This is a genomic window from Kitasatospora sp. NPDC058478 (assembly GCF_042720345.1).
GTDB lineage: Bacteria > Actinomycetota > Actinomycetes > Streptomycetales > Streptomycetaceae > Kitasatospora.
Genome location: NZ_JBHXML010000039.1, coordinates 1 through 20,524, shown reverse-complemented (window position 1 = coordinate 20,524; position 20,524 = coordinate 1). Strand labels below are relative to the sequence as shown.

13 protein-coding genes and 1 pseudogene are annotated in these 20,524 nt (G+C 74.4%); 8 read left to right on the top strand and 6 right to left on the bottom strand.

Features of this window, described 5'->3' with window-relative positions; genetic code table 11:
* Positions 1 to 113: 113 nt before the first annotated feature.
* Both ACFWPT_RS22265 and ACFWPT_RS22260 read right to left on the bottom strand, forming a co-directional pair.
* Entirely contained in the window at positions 114 to 1,505 is a 1,392-nt protein-coding gene (locus ACFWPT_RS22265; protein ID WP_380483683.1) for a sensor histidine kinase, read from the bottom strand.
* Complete coding sequence (locus tag ACFWPT_RS22260) at positions 1,502 to 2,185, bottom strand: response regulator transcription factor (protein WP_380371150.1); 684 nt, start codon at positions 2,183 to 2,185, stop codon at positions 1,502 to 1,504. Before ACFWPT_RS22260 ends, ACFWPT_RS22265 begins: the two co-directional genes overlap by 4 nt.
* Before the next feature lie 214 nt (positions 2,186 to 2,399).
* Between ACFWPT_RS22260 and ACFWPT_RS22255 the strand changes: the two genes are divergently transcribed.
* From ACFWPT_RS22255 to ACFWPT_RS22245, 3 genes are all read left to right on the top strand, one after another.
* Positions 2,400 to 3,869, top strand: coding sequence for a glutamate synthase subunit beta (locus ACFWPT_RS22255; protein WP_380483681.1), 1,470 nt, complete (start codon positions 2,400 to 2,402; stop codon positions 3,867 to 3,869).
* A 268-nt stretch (positions 3,870 to 4,137) separates the two neighbouring features.
* Positions 4,138 to 6,759, top strand: coding sequence for a hypothetical protein (locus ACFWPT_RS22250; protein WP_380483679.1), 2,622 nt, complete (start codon positions 4,138 to 4,140; stop codon positions 6,757 to 6,759).
* Entirely contained in the window at positions 6,756 to 7,961 is a 1,206-nt protein-coding gene (locus ACFWPT_RS22245) for a hypothetical protein (protein ID WP_380483677.1), read from the top strand. Before ACFWPT_RS22250 ends, ACFWPT_RS22245 begins: the two co-directional genes overlap by 4 nt.
* A 92-nt stretch (positions 7,962 to 8,053) precedes the next feature.
* Here ACFWPT_RS22245 and ACFWPT_RS22240 read toward each other — a convergent pair whose 3' ends face one another.
* Positions 8,054 to 9,493, bottom strand: coding sequence for a hypothetical protein (locus ACFWPT_RS22240; protein ID WP_380371141.1), 1,440 nt, complete (start codon positions 9,491 to 9,493; stop codon positions 8,054 to 8,056).
* A gap of 220 nt (positions 9,494 to 9,713) precedes the next feature.
* On the opposite strand from ACFWPT_RS22240, the gene ACFWPT_RS22235 reads away from it, so the two are divergent.
* Positions 9,714 to 10,265, top strand: coding sequence for a YcxB family protein (locus ACFWPT_RS22235; protein ID WP_380371138.1), 552 nt, complete (start codon positions 9,714 to 9,716; stop codon positions 10,263 to 10,265).
* A gap of 38 nt (positions 10,266 to 10,303) precedes the next feature.
* Here ACFWPT_RS22235 and ACFWPT_RS22230 read toward each other — a convergent pair whose 3' ends face one another.
* The gene (locus ACFWPT_RS22230) at positions 10,304 to 11,623 is read right to left on the bottom strand and encodes an MFS transporter (RefSeq protein ID WP_380483675.1); all 1,320 of its coding nucleotides are present in this window, start codon (positions 11,621 to 11,623) and stop codon (positions 10,304 to 10,306) included.
* A 123-nt stretch (positions 11,624 to 11,746) separates the two neighbouring features.
* On the opposite strand from ACFWPT_RS22230, the gene ACFWPT_RS22225 reads away from it, so the two are divergent.
* Positions 11,747 to 12,394: a TetR/AcrR family transcriptional regulator C-terminal domain-containing protein gene (locus tag ACFWPT_RS22225; protein ID WP_380483673.1), complete on the top strand. Its 648-nt coding sequence runs from the start codon at positions 11,747 to 11,749 to the stop codon at positions 12,392 to 12,394.
* A gap of 312 nt (positions 12,395 to 12,706) precedes the next feature.
* On the opposite strand, the gene ACFWPT_RS22220 is transcribed toward ACFWPT_RS22225, so the two are convergent.
* On the bottom strand, positions 12,707 to 13,414 hold the full coding sequence (locus tag ACFWPT_RS22220; RefSeq protein WP_380483671.1) for a response regulator: 708 nt from the start codon (positions 13,412 to 13,414) through the stop codon (positions 12,707 to 12,709).
* A 20-nt stretch (positions 13,415 to 13,434) separates the two neighbouring features.
* Complete coding sequence (locus ACFWPT_RS22215; RefSeq protein WP_380483669.1) at positions 13,435 to 14,739, bottom strand: sensor histidine kinase; 1,305 nt, start codon at positions 14,737 to 14,739, stop codon at positions 13,435 to 13,437.
* Positions 14,740 to 15,160: 421 nt separating this feature from the next.
* On the opposite strand from ACFWPT_RS22215, the gene ACFWPT_RS22210 reads away from it, so the two are divergent.
* The 3 genes and pseudogenes from ACFWPT_RS22210 (at position 15,161) to ACFWPT_RS22200 (ending at position 20,185) form a co-directional block, all read left to right on the top strand.
* Complete coding sequence (locus ACFWPT_RS22210) at positions 15,161 to 17,350, top strand: MMPL family transporter (RefSeq protein WP_380483667.1); 2,190 nt, start codon at positions 15,161 to 15,163, stop codon at positions 17,348 to 17,350.
* A gap of 330 nt (positions 17,351 to 17,680) precedes the next feature.
* Positions 17,681 to 18,772 (top strand): hypothetical protein, encoded by a 1,092-nt coding sequence (locus ACFWPT_RS22205; protein WP_380483665.1) that lies wholly within the window; start codon positions 17,681 to 17,683, stop codon positions 18,770 to 18,772.
* A gap of 156 nt (positions 18,773 to 18,928) precedes the next feature.
* A pseudogene (locus tag ACFWPT_RS22200) lies at positions 18,929 to 20,185 on the top strand (IS701 family transposase).
* The last annotated feature ends 339 nt before the right edge of the window (positions 20,186 to 20,524 follow it).

Below are 20,524 nucleotides of genomic sequence, written 5' to 3'. Positions count from 1 at the left end.
GCGGTCTCACGGCGGCCGACGTGACGCCGGGCCCCGGGCGCTGCCGCACGCCCGGGGCCCGGCGGCGTTGCGCGGACGGGGGTGTTGCGCGGACGGGAGGTCGAGGACACGCCCTACGGGCCGAGGGTGAAGCCGATCACGGCGCCGCCGCCGTCCCGGTTGGCGGCGAAGGCCTCGCCGCCGTGCGAGCCGGCCACCTCGTGCACGATGGCCAGGCCCAGCCCCGAACCGGGCAGGCTGCGCGCGGCGGTGGCCCGGTAGAAGCGGTCGAAGACCCGGGAGAGGTCGGCCTCGTCGATCCCCGGCCCGCCGTCGCGCACCTCGACCCGGCGGCCGCGCACCACCACCTCGATCGGGGCCGTCCCGGCCGGGTCGAACTTGGCGGCGTTGTCCAGCAGGTTGCCCACCGCCCGGGACAGCGCGTCCGGGCGGGCCGTGACCACCGTGTCGTCGGCGTCCACGGTGATCTCCCGGCCGCTGCGCCGCCGGGCCTGTGCGGCGGCCTCGCGCACCAGCTCGGCCAGCACCAGCTCGGTCGGTTCCTCGTCGGCCTTCCGGTCCGCGGCGAGCGCCACCAGCTCCTCCACCAGCAGCGTCAACTCCCGTGCCTCCTCGGCCAGATCGGCCATCAGTGCGGCCTGTTCGGCGGGCGGCAGGCGGTCCAGGCTGGGCAGGACCGAGAGGTTGGTGCGCAGGCTGGTCAGCGGGGTGCGCAGCTCGTGCCCGGCGTCCTGGACGAGCCGGCGCTGGTTCTCCTTCGCCGTGGCGAGCCGGCCCAGCATCCGGTCGAAGGCTCGGCCGAGCCGGCCGACCTCGTCCGTCCCGGCGGCCGGCACCGGAACGTCCAACCGTCCGCTGGCGGCAACCAGTTCGGCCGCGTCGGTGAGCCGGACCAGTCGGCCGGTGATCCGCCGGGCGAGCAGCCAGCCGGCCCCGCCCGCGAGCACCGCGACCACCGCCACCGACACCCCGGTACGGATCCGCAGCGTCGCCAGCAGGTGCTCGGTGGGGCTCAGTTGCTGGGCGATCTGGACCGCGCCGCGGCCGCCGCCGAGCGAGACCACGGCCACCCGGTAGGTGTCGCCGTGCACGGGCCGAAGTCCGGACGAGGCCTGGCCGGGGGCGTCGGAGCGGGCGAGGGAGCGGTCCTCCGGGGTCGGCCGGAGGTCGATCCGGGCGGTGCCGGGCAGCACCTCCCCGTCGGGGCCGAGGGACTGCGAGGTGACCCGGATCGGGCGCAGCAGATCCTCGCTCAGGCCGCTCGTGCCGTTGAAGTCACCGGGGAACAGCATCTCCCGGCCGACCTGCTGGTGCACCGCCTGGACGGCCGCGGTGAAGTCGGCGGCCTCATCGTCCCGGATCAGCCGGGCGGCGGAGCGGTAGCCGAGCGCGCCGATCAGCACCGCGACCAGGGCGGCCATCGCGGCGAAGGCGAGCGAGACGGTGGTGCGCAGCCCCGGGCGCGGCCACAGCAGCCGCGGCCGCGGCCGGCCACGGCCGGTCACGACTCGCGCAGCGTGTAGCCGACGCCGCGGATGGTGTGGATCAGCGGTGTCAGGCCGGGCCGGTCCAGCTTGCGGCGCAGGTAGCCGATGAACACCGCGAGGTTCTTCGAGCCGGGGCCGAAGTCGTAGCCCCAGATCTGCTCGTACACCGTGGCCTGGTCGAGCACCGAGCCCGCGTGCCGGGTCAGCAGCTCCAGCAGGTCGAACTCGGTCCGGGAGAGCTCCAGCTCCTGCCCGGCCCGCCAGGCCCGCCGGGCGTGCGGCTCGACCCGCAGGTCGGCCACCGCGAGGACGCCGCCGCCGGCGGGTTCGGGCGGGCTGCGGCGCAGCAGGGCGCGCAGGCGGGCGAACAGCTCGTCCACGTCGAAGGGCTTGACCAGGTAGTCGTCGGCCCCGGCGTCGAGCCCGGCGATCCGGTCCGGGACCTCGACCCGGGCGGTGAGCATCAGGACCGGGGTGCGGTCGCCGTCGGCGCGCAGGCGGCGGCAGACCTCCAGGCCGTCCGGGCCGGGCATCATCACGTCCAGCACCAGCAGGTCCGGGCGCTGCTCCGTGAGGGCGGCCAGGGTCTGCGCGCCGTCCGCGGCGGTGCTCACCCGGTAGCCCTCCAGCTGGAGGGCGCGGGTGAGGGAGTCGCGGATGGCCCGGTCGTCCTCGGCGATCAGCACGGTGTGGGTCATGGCCCCGATTCTCCCCGGCGCGCCCGCGGCGGCGTCCGGCGGGTCCGGGCGACGGCCTCCGTCGGGTCCCTGGGTCCGCGGGTCCGGGCCCGGCCGGTGGCCGTACCGGCTGCGGCTTTCGCAGCGCCGGGGACGGGCGTACGGTGGCCACACGGTGGCGTGTCCGCCGGGGGTGCCACCGGGTCCTTGTCGGCACACCCCGCCGGAGGCCGCGATGGCAGACCGGATGGCCTTCCTCACCACCCCGCGCGCCGAGCGCGAGCGGCGGGACGCACAGCAGCGGCTGGGGGACTCCCGGGAGGTGTACCGGCCGCGGGCGCCGCTGCCGGTGGTGGGCGGGCAGGCGGGCCGCTGCATGGACTGCGGGCTGCCGTTCTGCCACCACGCCTGCCCGCTGGGAAACCTGGTGCCGGAGTGGAACCGGCTGGTGGCGGACGCGGACTGGCGGGCCGCCGCCGCCCGGCTGCTGGCGACCAACAACTTCCCCGAGTTCACCGGACGGCTCTGCCCGGCGCCCTGCGAGAGCGCGTGCGTGCTGGCGATCGACGGCGCGGCGGTGACGATCAAGAACGTCGAGCTGGCGATCACCGACCGGGCCTGGGAAGAGGGCTGGGACCTGCCGCAGCCGCCCGAGCGGAGCGCCGGGCGGCGGGTGGCCGTGGTCGGCTCGGGCCCGGCCGGCCTGGCCGCCGCACAACAGCTGACCCGGGCCGGGTACGCCACCACGGTGTACGAGCGGGCCGACCGCCTAGGCGGGCTGCTGCGCTACGGGATCCCGCCGTTCCGGCTGGAGAAGCACCGGCTGGACCGGCGGCTCGACCAGATGCGGGCCGAGGGCACGGACTTCTGCACCGGGGTGTCCGTCGGCCGGGACCTCGCGGCCGGGGAACTGCGGGCCGGGTGCGACGCGCTGGTGGTGGCGGTCGGCGCGACCGCCTGCCGGGAGCTGGCGGTGCCGGGGTGCGGCCTGCCCGGCGTGCACCAGGCGATCGACTACCTGACCTGGGCGAACCGGGTCGACGAGGGCGACCGCGCGGCCCCGCCGGTGTCCGCCGAGGGCCGGCACGTGGTGATCGTCGGCGGCGGGGACACCGCAGCCGACTGCCTGGGGACGGCGCTGCGCCAGGGCGCGGCCTCCGTCACCCAGCTCGACATCAACCCGTGCCCGCCGGTGTGCCGGGCGCCGGGGCAGCCCTGGCCCGTCCACCCGAAGGTGTACCGGGAGACCACCTCGCACGAGGAGTCGGGGGCCACGGCGGCCGGGCCCCGGGTGTTCGCGGCGACCACGCTCGGCTTCGAGGCCGGACCGGACGGCCGGCTGGCCGCCGTCCGCTTCGCCGAGGCCGAACCGGCCGACCGCAGCCCCCGGGCCGGCACCGAGCGGAGCGTCCCGGCCGAGCTGGTGCTGCTCGCGCTGGGCTTCAGCGGCCCGGAGCCGGACCAGGGGCTGATCACCCAACTCGGCCTCGCCACCGGCCCGGACGGCGCCCTGGCCCGGGACGACGACTTCGCCACCGGCGCGCCGGGCGTCTTCGTCGCCGGGGACGCCGGGCGCGGGCAGTCACTGATCGTGTGGGCGATCGCCGAGGGGCGGGCGGCGGCCGCGGCGGTGGACCGCCATCTGCGCGGCGGCACCGAACTCCCGGCGCCGATCCGGGCGTCGGCGCGGGCGCTCACGCTCTGAGGGGCGTACGGGCGTTCACGCTCTGAGGGGCGCGCGGGCGTTCACGCTCTGAGGGGCGCGCGGGCGCTCACGCTTTGAAGGGCGTGCGGGCGCTCATGCTCTGGGCGTCGGCGCGGGCGCTCACGCTCTGAGGGGCGTGCGGGCGGGCCCGGCAGCCCTGCCGCACTTCCTCGCAACCCGCCGTGCGCCGCGAGCCGTTCGGGCGCGGCGCGTCCCCCGGGCGGCGCCGGGTAGGGCTCGGGGCAGCAGACGGACGGAGGGGACCGCCATGCCCGACCACTTCCCGGACACACCCGCACCGCCGACGCCGCCGACCCCGCCCACACCACCGTGGCCGGACGGCCAGCCGCCGGTGCTCGGCCACGCGGCCCGCAGCATCCCGAAGGCCACCCTCGTCCCGCTCCGGGTGGACGGCCCGCAGCGCGGCCCGGCCTTCGCCGGGCACGCCTACCTGCGCGGACTCGACCTGGGCCCCGGCGAAGTGGCCGCCGTCCGCGAGCAGGTGACGGCGGACCTGCCCTGGGAACTGCTCGCCGCCGGCGCCGCCGCCCCGGCCGATCGCACGCTGCGGGCCGCCGCCCTCGCCGCCGTCGACGGCGCCGCGCTGCGCGCCCTCGGCGACGCGCTGGAGCGGGTGCGCCGGGCCGCGGGCACCGAGGAGGGCCTGGCGCTGGCCGCCCGGGCCGCCGCCGCGAACGCCGCCTACGACCACAACGCGGCCGTCACCCCGATCGGCATGATGAACCTGGAACGCCTGGAGATGGCCCCGGCCGGCATCGAGCGGGGCGAACTCGTCGCCACCATCCCGCTCGCGCCGCTGGAGGAGACGGCCGTCTCCCAGAAGGAGTGGTCCGTCACCTCCAAGGAGTTCAGCTCGATCGTCACCGACACGCTGGAGAACGTCAGCGAGACCGGCGTCACCGACAACACCGAACTCTCCCAGTCCACCACCAACCAGTTGCAGCACAGCAACCAGTTCAACGTCACCGGCACCGTCTCCGGCGGCATCCCGCTCATCTCCGGCTCCGTCACCTCAGGCATGACCAGCCAGAACTCCGACTCCCAGTCCGCCACCGACAGCCGCAAGCACGCGACCACGCTCACCCAGAAGGCCTCCTCCCGCACCAAGCAGGAGCACAAGGTCACCATCACGACGACCACCGTCGCCGGCTCCTCGGAGACCACCACCCGCACACTGAAGAACGCCAGCCCCACCGACCCGATCCGGATCGACTACTTCAGCATGATGCGCAAGTGGCGGGTCCGGCTCTACCGCTCCGGGCTGCGCCTCACCTATGACCTGGCGATCCCCGAACCGGCCGGCGCGCTGCGCGAGGCCTACGCGGAACTCGCCGCGCTGGAATCGAAGGTGGGGCCGTTCCAGTTCGACGTGCCGCACTCGGACATCACCGAGGAGGTCCGCCCCGGCGAGAGCCAGCCGCACTACCTGGTGCTCGCCGAGCGGTACGGCGCCGTGGTGCAGCTCGCCCCCGGCCCGCACCCGGACGTCCACGTCAACGCCACCGCGCCGAACAACGACGGCGCCGGCATCTACGACGCGCCGCCGCTCACCGTCCCGGACGGCTACTGGATCAAGAACCTCTGGTTCCAGTTCGCCTCCGAGAGCCGCACCGGCGACTACAACTACAACCTCAAGGTGCTCGGCAGCACCATCCCCGAGTGGAACGAGCCGTTCGGCTCCCACGGCCCGGTCGACCTCGCCGACCCGGCCGACGGCGCGCTGCTGCGGCACGCGGGCGGACCGTCCGTGGTGAGCTTCCACCTGGTCAACAACCGGCAGACCTGGCTCAGCCTCACGGCCGTCGTCGAACCCACCGACGAGGCCCGGCGGCAGTGGCAGAACGGCGTCTGGTCGGCCCTGTTCAACGCCGCCCAGACCAAGTACTACGCCGAACAGCAGGACCTCGCCGCCCGCGCCGCCGCCCTGCGGGACCGGCTGAACGGCGTGGACACCCTCACGCTCCGGCGCGAGGAGAGCGACGAGGTCATGAAGGGCGTGCTGCGCTTCCTGCTCGGCGTGGACTACCACGTGATGCCGCAGGAGGTGGTCGACGCCTTCAAGGCCTCCGTCGGCAACGACCCCGACCGGCTGCGCCACGGCGCCGGCTTCCCCGGCGACGACACCGGCGGGATCGGGGTGAGCGCCGCGGCCTGGGCGGCCGTGCTCGGGCACGAGGCGGAGGTGGCCTTCATCAACCAGGCCATCGAGTGGGAGAACGTCGTCACCTTCCTCTACTCGTACTTCTGGGACGCGCCCGCCGCCTGGGGCTTCGTCAGCAGGATCACCCACCCCGACGCCAACCGGCAGGCCTTCCTGCGCGCGGGCAGCGCCCGGGTGGTGCTCACCGTGCGCAAGGGCTGGGAGGAGGCCTGGGTGCGCTTCGCCGAAGGCGGCTTCCACGGCGCCCCGCTGCCCGCCGACCACCCGTACCTCACCATCGCCCGGGAGATCGCCGCCTACGACGACCGGAACTACCCCGGCATCCCGCCGGCCAACCCCGGCAGCAGCGCGCTGCTGCTGGAGGACGAGGTGGTGACCACCTGCGCCGCCGCGGTCGAACCGGCCGCCGGGGGAGCGCCCGTCCTGGTGCCGGTGGCGTCCAGCGCGGGCTTCGAGGCGGACGCCGTCGTGCTCGTCGACGAGTACGACGACCGCCGGATCCAGGAGACCGCCCGGGTGGTGCGGGTCCCGGACGACGGGCGGCACCTGCTGCTGGCCGGCCTCACCCACCGCCACGACGGCACCCTGACACCGTTCCCGGTCCGCCGCCCGGGCCGGCACGGCACCCTGATCGCCGAGTGGAACGAGTACACGCCGACCTCCGGCACCGACATCGCCGTCAGCAGCCCGCTCAAGGACATGTCGTGAGCTTCCTGAGCGACGAGGACGCCTGCCAACTGCTGGGCCCGCCACGCGCGGAGCCGCCCACGGTCTTCGAGTACCTGGCCGCCGAACTGTGGATCCGCCACCACTTCGGGACGGACTTCGAGGCCCGCCCCGGCGCGACCTGGGTGACCTTCCAGCTCGACCGGATCGGCGAATGGTGGGGCACGCCCGGCCGGGGCAGGCTCGACCAGCAGGACGCGCTGCCCTACGCCAGGCTCACCCAGCAGCCGCCGGACCCGGTGCTGCGGATGGTGCTCCAGGTGCTCTCCGAGGACCTGCGCAACGTCTTCCCGGCGGCGAAGGTCGAGGCGATCACCCGGATGCTCAAGGACCGGAGCACCCCGGCGGTCAAACTGGTCAAGGCGATCCGCGAGCTCACCCCCGGCGGGGCGCTCAAACCGGACATGCTCGGCATCCAGAACCACGTGCCGGAGCTGAGGCTGGAAGCCCTGGAGGTCGGCACCGAGGGCGGCGCCCTCGACACCTACCGCGAACTCCAGGGCAAGATCTCGGTGTTGCGGGACCCGTGCGGCCGGATGATCGGGAACCGGCTGGCCGTCATGCAGCAGACCGCCGTCAAGCAGCTGCCCGACACGGTGGTCGGCGCGGGCACCGACTGGCGGCTCGGCGCGGGGCTGATGGTGCTGCCGATGCCGCTCAACGTCACCGAGGCGAACGGGGAGACCTCCGTCGACTGGATCTGCTACTGGCCCACCAACCGGGCGGAGTTCAAGGACCACCCGCGGCCCGCGAACGGGCGCCCCGGCTACGACGGGCTGGTGCTCTACCACATCCACCGGGTGCCGCTGCGGTCGGTGCAACTGCCCGACAAGATCCGCGAGGCGATGCTCAGGCTGATCGCCGCCCGCCAGCGCGCCCGCACGCTGGGGCCGACGCTGCTCCCCGAGCTGGCCACCGCGGTGCAGCGCGACCAGCGGCTGTTCACCCGTGAGGGCGAGCTGTTCCTGGCCGGGCTGGGCGCGGGTGCGCTGCTCGCGCTGGGCATCTGGGCGGCGGCCGGGGCGGGGCTGGTCGCCGGGCTGGCGACGGTGGCCAAGGGCGGGCTGGTGGCCGCGGCGGGCGCGCCCGAGGTGTTCGTCGGCGCGGTGGCGGGCGCGGCCCGGCTGGCGGACGAACTGTGGCCTGCGGTATCGCAGTTGGGGTACCTGCTGCCGGCGCGTTGAGCACGGCCGGGTCCGGCCCGGCCGGGTCCGGCCTGGCCCGGCCCGGCCCGGCCCGGACGGACCAGGACGGGCCGGGTTCGGCCGGCTCCGGGTCAGAGCAGCGGCAGTCGGCGGAGGAAGACGTCAGGGGCCTGGTTGGTGTCGCCCGGGACGAGGGTGCCGTCCTCGGAGGTGAACAGCACCGTGGTGCCGAGGGCGTCGACGAACGGCCGCTCCGAGGCGCCGGCGGTCTGCGAGCCGTCCGTCGCCACGCTGACCCGCTCGGTGCGGCCGGTCCACAGGTCGCGCCGGAAGACGTCCCCGGCGTTGTTGGTGTCCCCGGGCACCAGGTTCGCCGCGTCGGAGTCGAAGTAGACCCAGCGGGCGTCGGCGGTGATCTGCGCGTGGTAGGAGTCGCCGGAGGTCTTCGTCCCCGGGAGCCCGGCGCTGACCAGGGTCTCGGTGCCCTCCTCCAAGTCGCGGACGTACACCTCGAAGTGGTGCCCCCAGGGGCCGTTGCCGTCCTGGAGCAGCGCCGAGTAGACGGCGTACCGGCCGTCCTGGCTGAGCGCCGGCGAGGCCGCCCCGCGATAGCCGCCCGCCCCGTCGGTGCTCGCCAGGACGCTCTGCTCGGCGCGGAGGTCGCGGACGTAGAGGGGGTAGAAGCGGGGCTTGAGGATCGTCGGCTGGTCGTCGTGCCGGAAGGAGTCGCGGACGAACTCCTCGTCGGAGACGGCGTCGAGTTCGGCGGCGGCCTTCGCGGCGAGGGCGCCGGGCTTGTCCTGGCCGATGATGTTGGTGGCCTTGGAGATGAAGCCGACCGAGCCGCCGTCCCCGCTGATCACCGGCTCGGCGGAGGAGGCGTTCGCCTCGGTGCCGTCCGCGCCGACGCTGACCAGGCGGGTCCCGCCCGTCCGGCGGTCGGTGACGTAGATGTTGCCGCCCGTCCAGGTGACCGTGCCGGGGGCCAGGTCGGAGCGGTTGGACTGGTAGGCGACGTACCGGCCGTCCCAGCTGATCGACGGGTGGCCGGACTGCCGGCCGGCCTGCGGCTTGGCCGGGTCGTGGCCGGTGGACACCAGCTCGGTGGTCCCCGTCCAGCGGTCGTGGACGTAGACGTCCTCGAAGCCGAGGTTCCCGCCGGGGGCGAGGTTGGTGGCGTAGGAACTGAACGCCACGTAGCGGCCGTCGCCGCTGATCGTGGCGTCGAAGGAGTCGTCGGCCGCCTGGGCGCCGTCCGCGCCGGTGTTGGCCCGCTCGGTCCGGCCGGTCCACAGGTCCCGGACGAAGACGTCCGACTTGCCGTTGGTGTCGCCGGGCACCAGGTTGGCGGCCTTCGAGGTGAAGACGGCGAAGCGGCCGTCGGCGCTCAGACCGGCGGCGTACGAGGCGCCGTCGGGCTGCGCCTGGCCGAGCCCAACGGACACCCGTTCGGTGCGGCCGTGCGGCGCGTCCGCCTGGGCGGGCGTCGCCACCGTGACGGCGGCCAGCGCGGCCGCCGCCAGCGCGCCGGCCGCGCGCAGCAGGTGTGGTGCGGAACGTGTGCGGGTCATCTGGTCCCTCCCCTGGGTACGGCCGGCCGCGCCGAACTCCCCGGCGGCCGGCTCGTGGTGAGCCAACCGCCGGGTGCGGCGGGAGGTCAACGATGCCCGCCCGGGAGCGGCGGAATCGCGTCACCGCGAAGGGAGGGAGAGGGTGATGGATCGGGTGCACACGGCCTTTGCTAGCATCCGGAGGCAGAGGCGTCGGGCGGAGGGTACGGAGGGGTTGCGGGTGGAGGGTGCGGAGGGGGCGCGGGCGGAGGGCGGCAAGCAGGTGGAGGAGTCGGTCGAGGTCCGCTACACGCCGACGACCGCGGACTTCCGGGCGGCCTTCGCGGCCCGGGCCCGGGGCACGGCGGCGGGTCGACGGGCCCGGCGGTCGAGGTACCTGATCGCCTCCTGCGCCGCGGCCGGCGCGGTGCTGACCTCGGTCGCCGACCGGACGGTGGGACCGCCGGCCCTGGTGATGCTCGCGGTCGCGCTGCTGCTGGTGGTCGGACTGCCCTGGCTGCAACTGCGTCAGGTGCGGCGGATGGCGGCGGACAAGGGCGAGTTCCGGATCGTCCTCGGCGAGGCCGGGGTGACCGTCACCAACGCGGTGTCCAGCACCGAACTCGCCTGGCGGGAGCTTCCGTACTACCTGGAGACGCCCGAACTCTTCGTCCTGCTGGGCGGGGACGAGCAGACGCACGTGCTGACCCTGCTGCCCAAGCGCGGCACCGGCGACCCGGGCCGGCTCGGCGCGTTGATCGCCCGGCACGCCACGGTGCCCGCCCGGGGTTGAGGGGCGGCGCCCCGGTTCGCCGCTGTCGGGGTGGGCGGTCATGGCGTGGGTTGTCGGTCGGGTCGGGCGGGCTGGTCGAGGTGGTTTAGCTGGTCGGGGTGGCTTAGCTGGTCGCGCTGGTCGCGCTGGTCGTAGCGCCAGAGCGCGGGCAGTGCGGCCGACAGGGCGGCGGTGCCGGCCAGGCAGAGCAGGCCGCCGGTGCGCAGCGCGACGCGGATGCCCTGCCGGGCGGCGAGACCGCCGGCCCGCAGGTCCCCGAGGGCGGGGCCGGCGGAGCCGATCAGCATCTCCAGACCGGCGGCACGGCCCCGAAGTTCGTCCGGAATGGACTGGTTCCAGATCGCGCTGCGGAAGGTGTCGCCGATCTGGTTGGCGCCGCCCGCGACGAGCAGGCAGAGCAGGACGGCCCACAGGCCGGGGGCGAACGAGGCCGCGGCCGTCGCCGCGCCGACGAGGGCGGCGCAGAGCAGCACCAGTCGGCCGTGCCGGTGCACCCGCTCGGTCCAGCCGCCGGTGGCGGCCGCGAGCAGGCCGCCCGCCGCAGCGGCCGAGTAGAGCAGGCCGAGCGCCCACACCGCGTCCAACTCCTGGGCGAGAAACGGGAACAGCGCGGTCGGCAGGGCGCAGACGGTGGCCGCGAGATCCGCCAGGTAGGTGCCCAGCAGGTCGGGGCGGCGGGCCGCGTACCGGGCGCCGTCGACGAACTCCCGCAGCCGCGGTGCCTCGGCGTCCCGCTGCGAGGGGACGGGCCGGACCCGGGTGAGCAGGGCGATCGAGACCAGGAAGGTGCCGAGGTCGACCAGGTAGGCGGCCGGGACGCCGGCCGTGGCGATCAGCACTCCGGCGGTGGCCGGGCCGGCCAGCCCGGCGATGCTCCAGCGCAGCGAGAGCAGGTTGCCCGCCGCCACCAGCTGGTCGGGCGGTACCAGCCGGGGGATCATCGCCTCCGCCGAGGGCTGCTGGAGGCCCTGCAGTGCCGCTGCCAGTCCGGCGGCCGCGTACAGCGGCCAGAGCGCGGGGGTGCCGAGCAGTGCGTTGGCGAGCAGCAGGGCGCTCAGTGCGGCGAGTGCGAGTTCGGTGACCAGGGCGACGGTTCGGCGGTCGGCACGGTCGGCGAGGACGCCCCCGTAGAGGCCGAACACGATGGTCGGCAGGAGTTCGACGGCGCCGACCGCGCCCACGGCCAGCGGTGAACCGGTGAGGTCGGCGATCTGGAGCGGGATCGCCGTCATGGTCAGGACGGAGCCGAGCAGGGTGACGGTGCCGGCCGTCCAGGTGAGGCGGAAGTCGCGGGAGGACCGCCAGGGCGCGGTGTTCGGCAGCAGTCGGGACCGGGGGCGGTCCGTTCCGGAGGTCATGGGGTGGTGGTCCCTTCGGGCCGTCGACCATGACGGCTCTCCTTATCGCTGATAAATTCCAGCTCGGGAACTTAGCGGCGATAAGGTGGAGTGGGCAAGCGAATGACGGAGAGGCGGCCGGCGGTGGCACTGCAACGCGACGAGGTGGTGCGCACCGCGCTGCGCGTACTCGACGAGGAAGGCATCGACGGCCTGACCACCCGGCGGCTGGCCCGCGAACTCGGCGTCCAGTCGCCCGCGTTGTACTGGCACTTCAAGAACAAGCGGGAACTGCTCGACCTGATGGCCGAGGCGATGCTCGCCGAGGCCCTCCCGGCCGACCGCAGCCCGGATCCGGAGCACTGGCCGGACTGGCTCGCCGCCGACGCCCGCGCCAAGCGCCACGCCCTGCTCGCCTACCGCGACGGCGCCCGGGTGCACGCCGGAACGCTGCCCACCGAGGACGAACTGCCCGCCGTCGAAGCCCAGCTGGACGCCCTCCGGCAGGCCGGCCTGCGGCCCCGCACCGCGCTGCGACTGCTGCTCACCATCGACCGCTACATCATGGGCTGGGTCACCGAGGAGCAGGCCTGGCGACAGGACGCCGCCGACCGCGCCCGGCCGCCCTTCCCGGACGAAGCCCTGCACGACCTCCCGCTGCTGCGCGAGGCGGCCGACGTGCTGCGCATGACCGACCACGACGCCGACTTCGAGTACGGGCTGCGCGTCCTGATCGAGGGCTTCCGGGCCGAGATCGCGCGCGAGACACTCGGGACGGATGGGCTCGCGTGACCGCCATGACCGCCATGACCGCCATGACCACCCTGGGCCTGCTCAGGCTGCGGCGGGCCGGTGCCCACCGCTGGCGGACCTGGACCTCGCCCCGGTAGTCGAACTCCGCCACGGCGGGCAGCCGGATGGCCGCCCGGTCGTGGATACGCGGTCCTTTTGCGCCGGCACCGTACGGGATCCGCTGCCAGGCGTCGGCCGGGGATCTTCGCCGCGCGGCAGCGGTCCTGGTCCTCGGCCCAGGACCTGGGCAGGTAGAGCTCGCGGTCGACAAGGACCCGCAGACAGAAAGCCCCCGCAGACGGAAAGCCCCCGCTACCCGCCTCCCGTGCGCGCGGTGACCAGGCCGGACTCGTAGGCTGCGATGACCGCCTGGGCGCGGTCCCGGACGTCGAGCTTGCCGAAGATGCTGGTGATGTAGTTCTTCACCGTCGACACGCTGATGTCCAGGGCCCGGGCGATCTCGGTGTTGTCGAGGCCGGTGGCCATCAGCCGCCACACCTCGACCTCCCGGGGCGTCAGCCCGCCCGTGTCGGTGACCGGCGGCGGGGCGCCGACCGGGGCCCGGACGTAGGTGGAGATCAGCCGGGTGAGCAGGCGCGGGGCGACCACCGCCTCGCCGGCGTGGACGGTGCGGATCGCCGCGCCCAGTTCCTCCGGCGAGACGTCCTTGGGCAGGAACCCGTGGGCGCCGGCGCGCAGCGCGGCCACCACGTACTCGTCCATGTCGAAGGTGCTGAGGGCGAGGACTCGGCAGGAGGGGAGGGTGCGGGCCAGCTCCCGGGTCGCGCCGACCCCGTCGAGCACGGGCATCCGGATGTCCATCACCACGACGTCGGGGCGCAGCAGGCGGGCGGCGGTGACGGCCTGCTCCCCGTTCTCGGCCTCGCCCACCACCTCGAAGGACGGGTCGGGGGAGAGGATCAGGGACAGGCCGCGCCGCACCAGCGGCTGGTCGTCCGCGATGAGGACCCGGATACCCGGTGCCACCGCGCCCACCGGGCCGTCGTCGTTCGACCTCACCGGGCCGTCGCCGTGCGCGCTCACCGGGCCGTCGCCGTTCCGTGCTGGACGGCCGCGTCGGCCGTCTCCTCCGGGGCCAGTGGCAGGTCGGCCAGGACGGCGAAGCCGCCCTCCGGACGTGGTCCGGTCCGCAGGGTGCCGCCGTGCAGGGCGACGCGCTCGCGCATGCCGATCAGGCCGTACCCGCTCCGGCCGCCGGCCGGCACCGCCTCCTGCGGTGCGGCGCCGCCCGTGCCCGCCGTGCCCCCGTCGTCGCGCACCTCGACGGTGACTCGGTCCGGGCCGTACGTCAGGGTGACGGTCGCGCGGGCGGGCCCGGCGTGCTTGCGGGCGTTGGTGAGGCCCTCCTGGACGATCCGGAACACGGTCAGGCCGACGGTGGGCGGCAGCGGGCGGCGGGGCCCGTGGACGCCGAAGTCGGTCGGCAGGCCGGCCACCCGGGACTCGTCCACCAGCCGGCCGAGGTCCTCGGCCCCGGGCTGGGGCGAGGGCGGGGCGGTGTCCGGTTCGTCGCCGGCCCGCAGGACGTCCAGGAGCTGGCGCATCTCCCGCAGGGCCAGTCGCCCGGAGGACTCCAGGGTGACCAGGGCGTCCCGGACCACCTCCGGGTGGGCGAGGTTGGCCCGGGCGCCGCCGGCCATCAGCTGCATGGTGGTGATGTGGTGCGCCACGATGTCGTGCAACTCCCGTGCGATGCGGCGGCGTTCGTCGGCCACCGCGCGTTCGGCCAGCAGTTTGCGGTTGGCCGCGACCTCCCGCTGCCAGCGCGCCACGGCGAGGCCGGCGCCGGCCACGAGCAGGGTGGAGCAGGAGGTGCCGGCGAGCGCCTGCCAGGAGGGGACGCGCAGGTGGCTCTGGCTCAGCGTGGTCAGCACCGTCGTCGCCGCCGCGGCGGCCGCCGTCACCGGGGCGGGGCGGGCCCGGGCGACCGAGTACAGGCCGACCATCAGGACGGCGCCGAAGTGGGTGCTCGCCGGTGTGGACAGGTCGATCGCGGCCTCGACGGCCAGGACCACGGCGAGCGCCGGCACCGGGTGGCGGCGCCGGACGAGCAGCGGCAGGGCCGACAGCGCGACGAGGAGCAGGCCCGGCGGGGTCACCCGGCGTACCCCGTCCATCTCGCTGAAGAGCAGGTAGTTGAGCAGGTCGAGCGTGCAGACGCAGGCGGCCACCAGCGCGTCGGCGTGGGTCCACGGCGCGCCGTCGGTCTCCGGCGGCGCGTCCGCCACCCCGCCGGGCCCCGGGCTCCCGCTCGCCCGGTGTGCCGGGTGTGCCGGGTCCGCCCCGAGTGCCGCGTCCATCGCGGGGCGCTGATGACCGCCCATGTCCGTTCCCCCTCCGTGCCCGGCCCGCGCCGCGCCTCACCGATGAGCCCTGACGAGCCCCGAGCCCCGAGCCCCGAGCCCCGAGCCACGAGCCCCGATGAGCCCTGACGAGCCCCGATGAGCCCGATCAGGCCCCGATCAGACCCTGTTTCAGGCCCTGAACAGGCTCTGAACAGGCCCGATGACCCCATTCTGGCATCGGCCCACCCCGCCCCGGCATGGTCCCCACGGCCGATCACGGGGCCCGGACCAGGACCACGGTCCCGGGTCCGGGCCCGGCCGAGGAGCAGGGGCCCCGGTGCGGATCGTCCGTCGCAGGGACGTCCGCGGCCCACCCCGGGTGATGGTCTGGAACCCGGCCGGGAATCCCCGGAGCCGAGACCGACCTTGCGGACGCTCGCGTCCACCGCCGGAGGAAATCGTGATCCGCGCACTGACCGGATACTCCACCAGGAACCCGTGGAAGGTGATCACCCTCTGGGTGGTGCTGGGACTCTCCCTGGCCCTGCTGAGCCCGATGTTGCTCGCCCGCGTCACCCAGTCCCAGACCGGGGACTTCCTGCCCAAGAGCTACGACTCGGCCGCCGCGCTGCGGATCGCCGAGGAGAACTTCGGGATGAAGCCCGACGCCACCACGGTCACGGTGCTGGTCGCCAGGACCGACGGCCAGGTGCTCACCGCCGCCGACCAGCAGCGGGTCGAGGCCGAGGCGGCGAAGCTCGCCCAGCGCCGGGTCGTCATGCCCAGGAAGGACGACGAGCCGGCCTTCCTCGTCCCCGACCGGTCCCAGACCCCCCGGGTCGCCCCGGCCATGGTGGCGCCCGACCGCGGCTTCGAACTGCTCTCCGTCGAACTGACCGGCAACGCCGCGGCCGAGGGCGTCCAGGGCGTCTACCGGGCGTTCCGGGACGCCACCCGGGCCCAGTTCGCCGACGCCGGGATGCGCACCGGGTTCACCGGGGGACTGGCCGACGCCGTGGACACCGCCGACTCCCACCGCACCGCCGCGACGGTCGGCAGTGCGCTCGTCATGGGGCTGATCGTCCTGCTCAACGTGCTGGTGTTCCGCAGCGTGGCGGCGGCCCTGCTGCCGCTGCTCGCCGTCGCCATGATCGGCAGCGCGGCCGGCGGAGCCGTGGCCGTCGCCGCGACGCTGACCGGCCTCAAGCTCGACGCCGGCACCCCCGGGCTGGTCTCCGTGGTCCTGCTCGGCATCGGCGTCGACTACCTGCTCTTCCTGCTCTTCCGCTTCCGCGAGCACCTGCGGGCCCGGCCCGAGCAGCCCGCCCGCGAAGCCGCCGCCCAGGTGACCGCCCGGGTGGGCACCGCGATCACCTCGGCCGCGCTGACCATCGTCGCCGCCTTCGCCACCCTCGGCGTGGCCAGCTTCGGCCAGTTCCGCTCGCTCGGCCCGGCCATCGCCGTCGCCGTCCTGGTCATGCTGCTGGGCAGCCTCACCATGATGCCCGCCCTGCTCGCCGCCTGCGGCCGCGGCATGTTCTGGCCCTCCCGCAGCCTGCGCCGCCAGCCGGACGAGGGCTTCGCCGCCCGCTTCGGCACGCTCGTCACCCGGCGGCCGCTGCCGATGCTGCTCGCCGCCCTCGCCCTGCTCGGCGCGCTGGCCGCCGGGATGACCGGGATCCGGATGGACTACGGCCTCGGCGGCGCCGGCGACCGGACCCCGGCCGCCGCCACCGCCGCCGAGATCTCCCGCACCCTGCCGGCCGGCGTCTCCGACCCGACGAGCGTCTACGTCGTCACCACGGACGGCACCACCCTCACCCCCGGCCGGCTCGACGGCCTCTCCCACGCCCTCACCCAGGTCGAGGGAGTCGGCAAGACGGGCGGCACCGTCCTCAACGGGGACCGGCGCGCCGCCCGGATCGACCTCTACCTGACCGCAGACCCGCAGAGCCGGCGCGCCCGCGACCTGGCCTCCGGCCCGGTCCGCGCCGCGGTCGCCGCCCACACACCCGCCGGGACCAGCGTCCACGTGGGCGGCACGGCGGCGATCTTCGCCGACATCTCCACCGCCGTCGACCACGACCTGGCGATCGTCTTCCCGGTCGCGGCCGCCCTGATCGCCCTGATCCTGCTGCTGCTCCTGCGCAGCCTGCTCGCCCCGCTGGTCCTGATGCTCTCGGTCGGGCTCGGCTTCGCCGCCACCCTCGGCGCCGCGACCCTGCTGTTCCAGCACGGGCTGGGCGAACCGGGCGTCAGCTTCACCCTCCCGCTGGTGCTGTTCCTGTTCGTCGTGGCGCTGGGCACCGACTACAACATCCTCATCACCGACCGGATCCGCGAGGAGATGCAGCGCCCCGGCCCGCCCCGCGCCGCCGTCGCCCGCGCCGTACGGCACACCACGCCCGCCATCGCCACGGCCGGCCTGGTCCTGGCCGGTTCCTTCGCGACCCTCGCCGCCACCCCGGGCAGCGAACAGGTCGCCTTCGCGCTGACGCTCGGCATCCTGCTCTCCGCCGTCGTCCTGTCCCTGGTCCTGGTGCCCGCCGTCGCCGCCCTGCTCGGCCGCGCCCTCTGGTGGCCGCTCCGCCCGGCCCGCCACCACCGGGCCGAGCCGGCCCCGGAGCCGTACCGCGTCCCGGTGCCCTGACCGGCGAGCCGTCAGTACTCCGGTAGGCAAAACGTCGAAGCCCTGCTGGAGTACTAGCCGCGCGGTGGTGTCGGGACGTCAGCCGGCGGTGGTGGGTGGAGCGGATCCGGGAAGCGCGGGCGGGTACGTCGGTGTACGGGCCGGGGCGACGGCGGGCGTGCGGGCGGGCCCGTGCAGGGGGCGTACGGGGCGACCCAGACCACCTCGAACACAGATCTGATGAATCATCACATCCCTTGCACATTTCTCCTATTGTCCTCACGCCCCCCTCACCGGCGGCTAGCCTTCCCAGGGGCGCCGCGAGGGCGGCGCAGGGAGGGGAAGCGATCAATGAGAGCTCTTGCGAGGACGGCCCGCTGGACGACGGCGGTGGCCACCACGGCGGCACTGCTCGCACTGGCGGGCGGGCCCGCCGCGGCCACCACCCCGGTCCCCGGCGTCGAGGCCACCGTCGCGGTGGGCCGCGGCGACGTGGTGCCGGTGGTCAGCCCGGACGGCACCACGGTGTACGTCACGGTGGCCGACGCGAACAACAGGATCGCGGTGAGGGCGGTCGACACCCAGACCGGCCAGGTCACCGGCCAGGACAGCACCGGCAACCACAACTGGTCCTCGATCACGGCGCTCAGCCCGGACGGCTCGCGGCTCTACGTCCTGAACCTCGACGTCGTGACCGTGTGGGACACCGCTTCGCTGACCGTGCTCGCCTCGCTCCCCGTGCCGGACCAGCCGCGCCCGGAGCGCTGGACCGAGGGGAAGCTCAACGAGCTGGCGCTCAGCCCGGACGGGGCGACGCTCTACGTCACCCAGGACGGGTCGTCGGGGATCCGGTCGAGGGGCGACGGACGGGTCCTGAGGTTCGACACCGCGCGGCTGGCGTTCACCGACGCGGTGCCGGTCCCGGCGATGAACGTGAACGGGCTGGCGGTCGGAGCGGACGGCCGCGACGTCTACGTCGGCGCCAACGTGGGCGTGGTGCACCTGGACACCAGCGGCGCCGTGCCGTCCGTCGTCGGCAGGATCCCCGCCACCGCCACGGTGTACGGGCACGAGTTGGCGCTCACCCCCGACGGCGGCCGCCTGCTCGCCGTGAACGCCTCGGGCAGCGGCGCGGCCGACGTCGTCGACACCGCCACCGACACCGTCGCCGCACACCTCGCACTGACCAACGGGTACGCCAACCTGCACTTCCCGCGTGCCGGCGCGGACAGCACCCGCTTCTACGTCACCACCGGCACGTCCACCATCAGGGGCTCGGTGCTCGCCCTCGACGCCGCCACGGGCGCCGCCGTCCCGCAGGAGTCGCTGATCGGCCTGACCGACGGGGTCATCAGCGGTCTCGCCCTGGGGCCCGACGGCCACACCTTCTACGTGGGCGGCTACACCGGGAGCACCGCCGTCCTGCGGATCGTCCGGCCCTAGTACTCCAGCAGGATTTCGACGTTTTGCCTGTTCAGAGGGCTGCGCGGTGGAGTGTAGCGGGCTGGTGCCCGATCAGGGGCGGTCTTCATCGGACCGCCCCTCGATCGTGTGCAGCCGGCGTTGGTAGTGACAGCGCCGGGGCAGCCTCTCGTCGTGATCAACGAGCCTGCAGCCGAGACCTGGGACAACGAACTCGAAGACCTCTTCCTCCGTATCGGCCACCGCTTCAGCCGCGTGGAGCCGCGCCGCCGGATGCGCGCGTCCGCGGCCTGCTCGGCCCAGTCGGCCACAAGAACGGCTGGCAGCTGGCCGAATACGCAGGTCACGCCACACCCGACGGCCTGCAGCACCTGCTCGCCGGTTCCCGCTGGGACGCGGGCGAGATCCGCGACGAGCTCCAGCACTACGTCGCCGAACGCCTCGGAGCCGACGACGGAGTCCTGTTCATCGACGACACCGGCTTCGTCAAGAAGGGCACCACCTCTGCCGGTGTGCAGCGCCGATACTCCGGCACCGCCGGCCGAACCGGGAACTGCCGGATCGGGGTCTTCGCCGCCTACGCCTCCACCCGTGGCCGCGCCCTGGTCGACCGCGAGCTCTACCTGCCCAAATCCTGGACCGAGGACCGGGACCGCTGCCGCGCAGCGAGGATCCCCGACGAGCGGGAGTTCCGCACCAAGGGCGGCCTCGCCAAGGCCCTGGTGCTGCGGGCGCCGGCCTCCGACCTGCCGATCGCCTGGGTCACCGCGGACTCGGCCTACGGCCAGGAGGGGCGCTTTTGTCGCCTGCTGGAACAGTCCGGCGTCGGCTACGTCCTGGCGGTGCCCAAGTCCCAGTTCAGCGTGGGCTGTCCACGCATCGACTGGCTGTTTGCCCAGGCCCCGGCCCAGGCCTGGGAGCGGATCTCGTGCGGCGACGGTGCCAAAGGGACCGCGCATCTACGACTGGGCGGCCATCCGGCCACCCGCCGTGACCGAGTTCGACTACCAGGATGAGACCCCGGTCCGCCAGCGGTGGGCGCTGGCCCGCCGCAGCCTGAACAGGCCCGACGAGATCGCCTACTACCTCGCCTACGCACAACTCGACACGACCGTGGAGCAGTTGGTGCGGATCGCCGGGATGCGCCGGGCGATCGAGGAGTGCTTCCAGGCCGCGAAGAACGAGTGCGGCCTGGACCAGTACGAGGTCCGCCGCTACCCCTGCTGGATGCGACACGTCACCCTGGCCATGCTCGCCCACGCCTTCCTGGCCGCGATGGCCGCGATGGCCGCGGCGGCTGCTGCAAAGGGGGCTGCAGAAACGGTTCCCGCGCCCTGGTCGACCTCACCGTGGCAGAGATCCGGCGGCTCCTGGCAACTGGCTGTCCCCGCGGCCCGCGTCCACCACACTGCCCGCCCCTCGCTCACGCCTTGAAGTGGTCCACCTGGCGGTGACAACGCCAGGCCGTCGCCCGGCGCTGTCACTACCAACGCCGGCTGCACACGATCGAGGGGCGGCCCAATGAAGACCGCCCCTGATCGAGCATCAGCCCGCTACACCCCACCGCGCAGCCCTCTGAACAGGCAAAACGTCGAAGTCCTGCTGGAGTACTAGGTCCTGTCCGGTCGATCTTGGCGGATCAGCCCGCGGCTCCCCCAGCCTTCGGCCGGGAGGTACCCCCATGACGCGCCCGGCTGGGCGTGCGCCCGAGTCGTCCTCGTACTGGACGTACTTGGGCGATTCGGGCGTGCGTCCAGGCGGGATGCCTGGGGG

Excerpts from the sequence above, each read along its gene's own strand:
- ACFWPT_RS22260 (WP_380371150.1), bottom strand. The coding sequence starts at position 2,185 with ATGACCCACACCGTGCTGATCGCCGAGGACGACCGGGCCATCCGCGAC.
- ACFWPT_RS22255 (WP_380483681.1), top strand. The coding sequence starts at position 2,400 with ATGGCAGACCGGATGGCCTTCCTCACCACCCCGCGCGCCGAGCGCGAG.
- ACFWPT_RS22250 (WP_380483679.1), top strand. The coding sequence starts at position 4,138 with ATGCCCGACCACTTCCCGGACACACCCGCACCGCCGACGCCGCCGACC.
- ACFWPT_RS22240 (WP_380371141.1), bottom strand. The coding sequence starts at position 9,493 with ATGACCCGCACACGTTCCGCACCACACCTGCTGCGCGCGGCCGGCGCG.
- ACFWPT_RS22230 (WP_380483675.1), bottom strand. The coding sequence starts at position 11,623 with ATGACCTCCGGAACGGACCGCCCCCGGTCCCGACTGCTGCCGAACACC.
- ACFWPT_RS22215 (WP_380483669.1), bottom strand. The coding sequence starts at position 14,739 with ATGGGCGGTCATCAGCGCCCCGCGATGGACGCGGCACTCGGGGCGGAC.
- ACFWPT_RS22205 (WP_380483665.1), top strand. The coding sequence starts at position 17,681 with ATGAGAGCTCTTGCGAGGACGGCCCGCTGGACGACGGCGGTGGCCACC.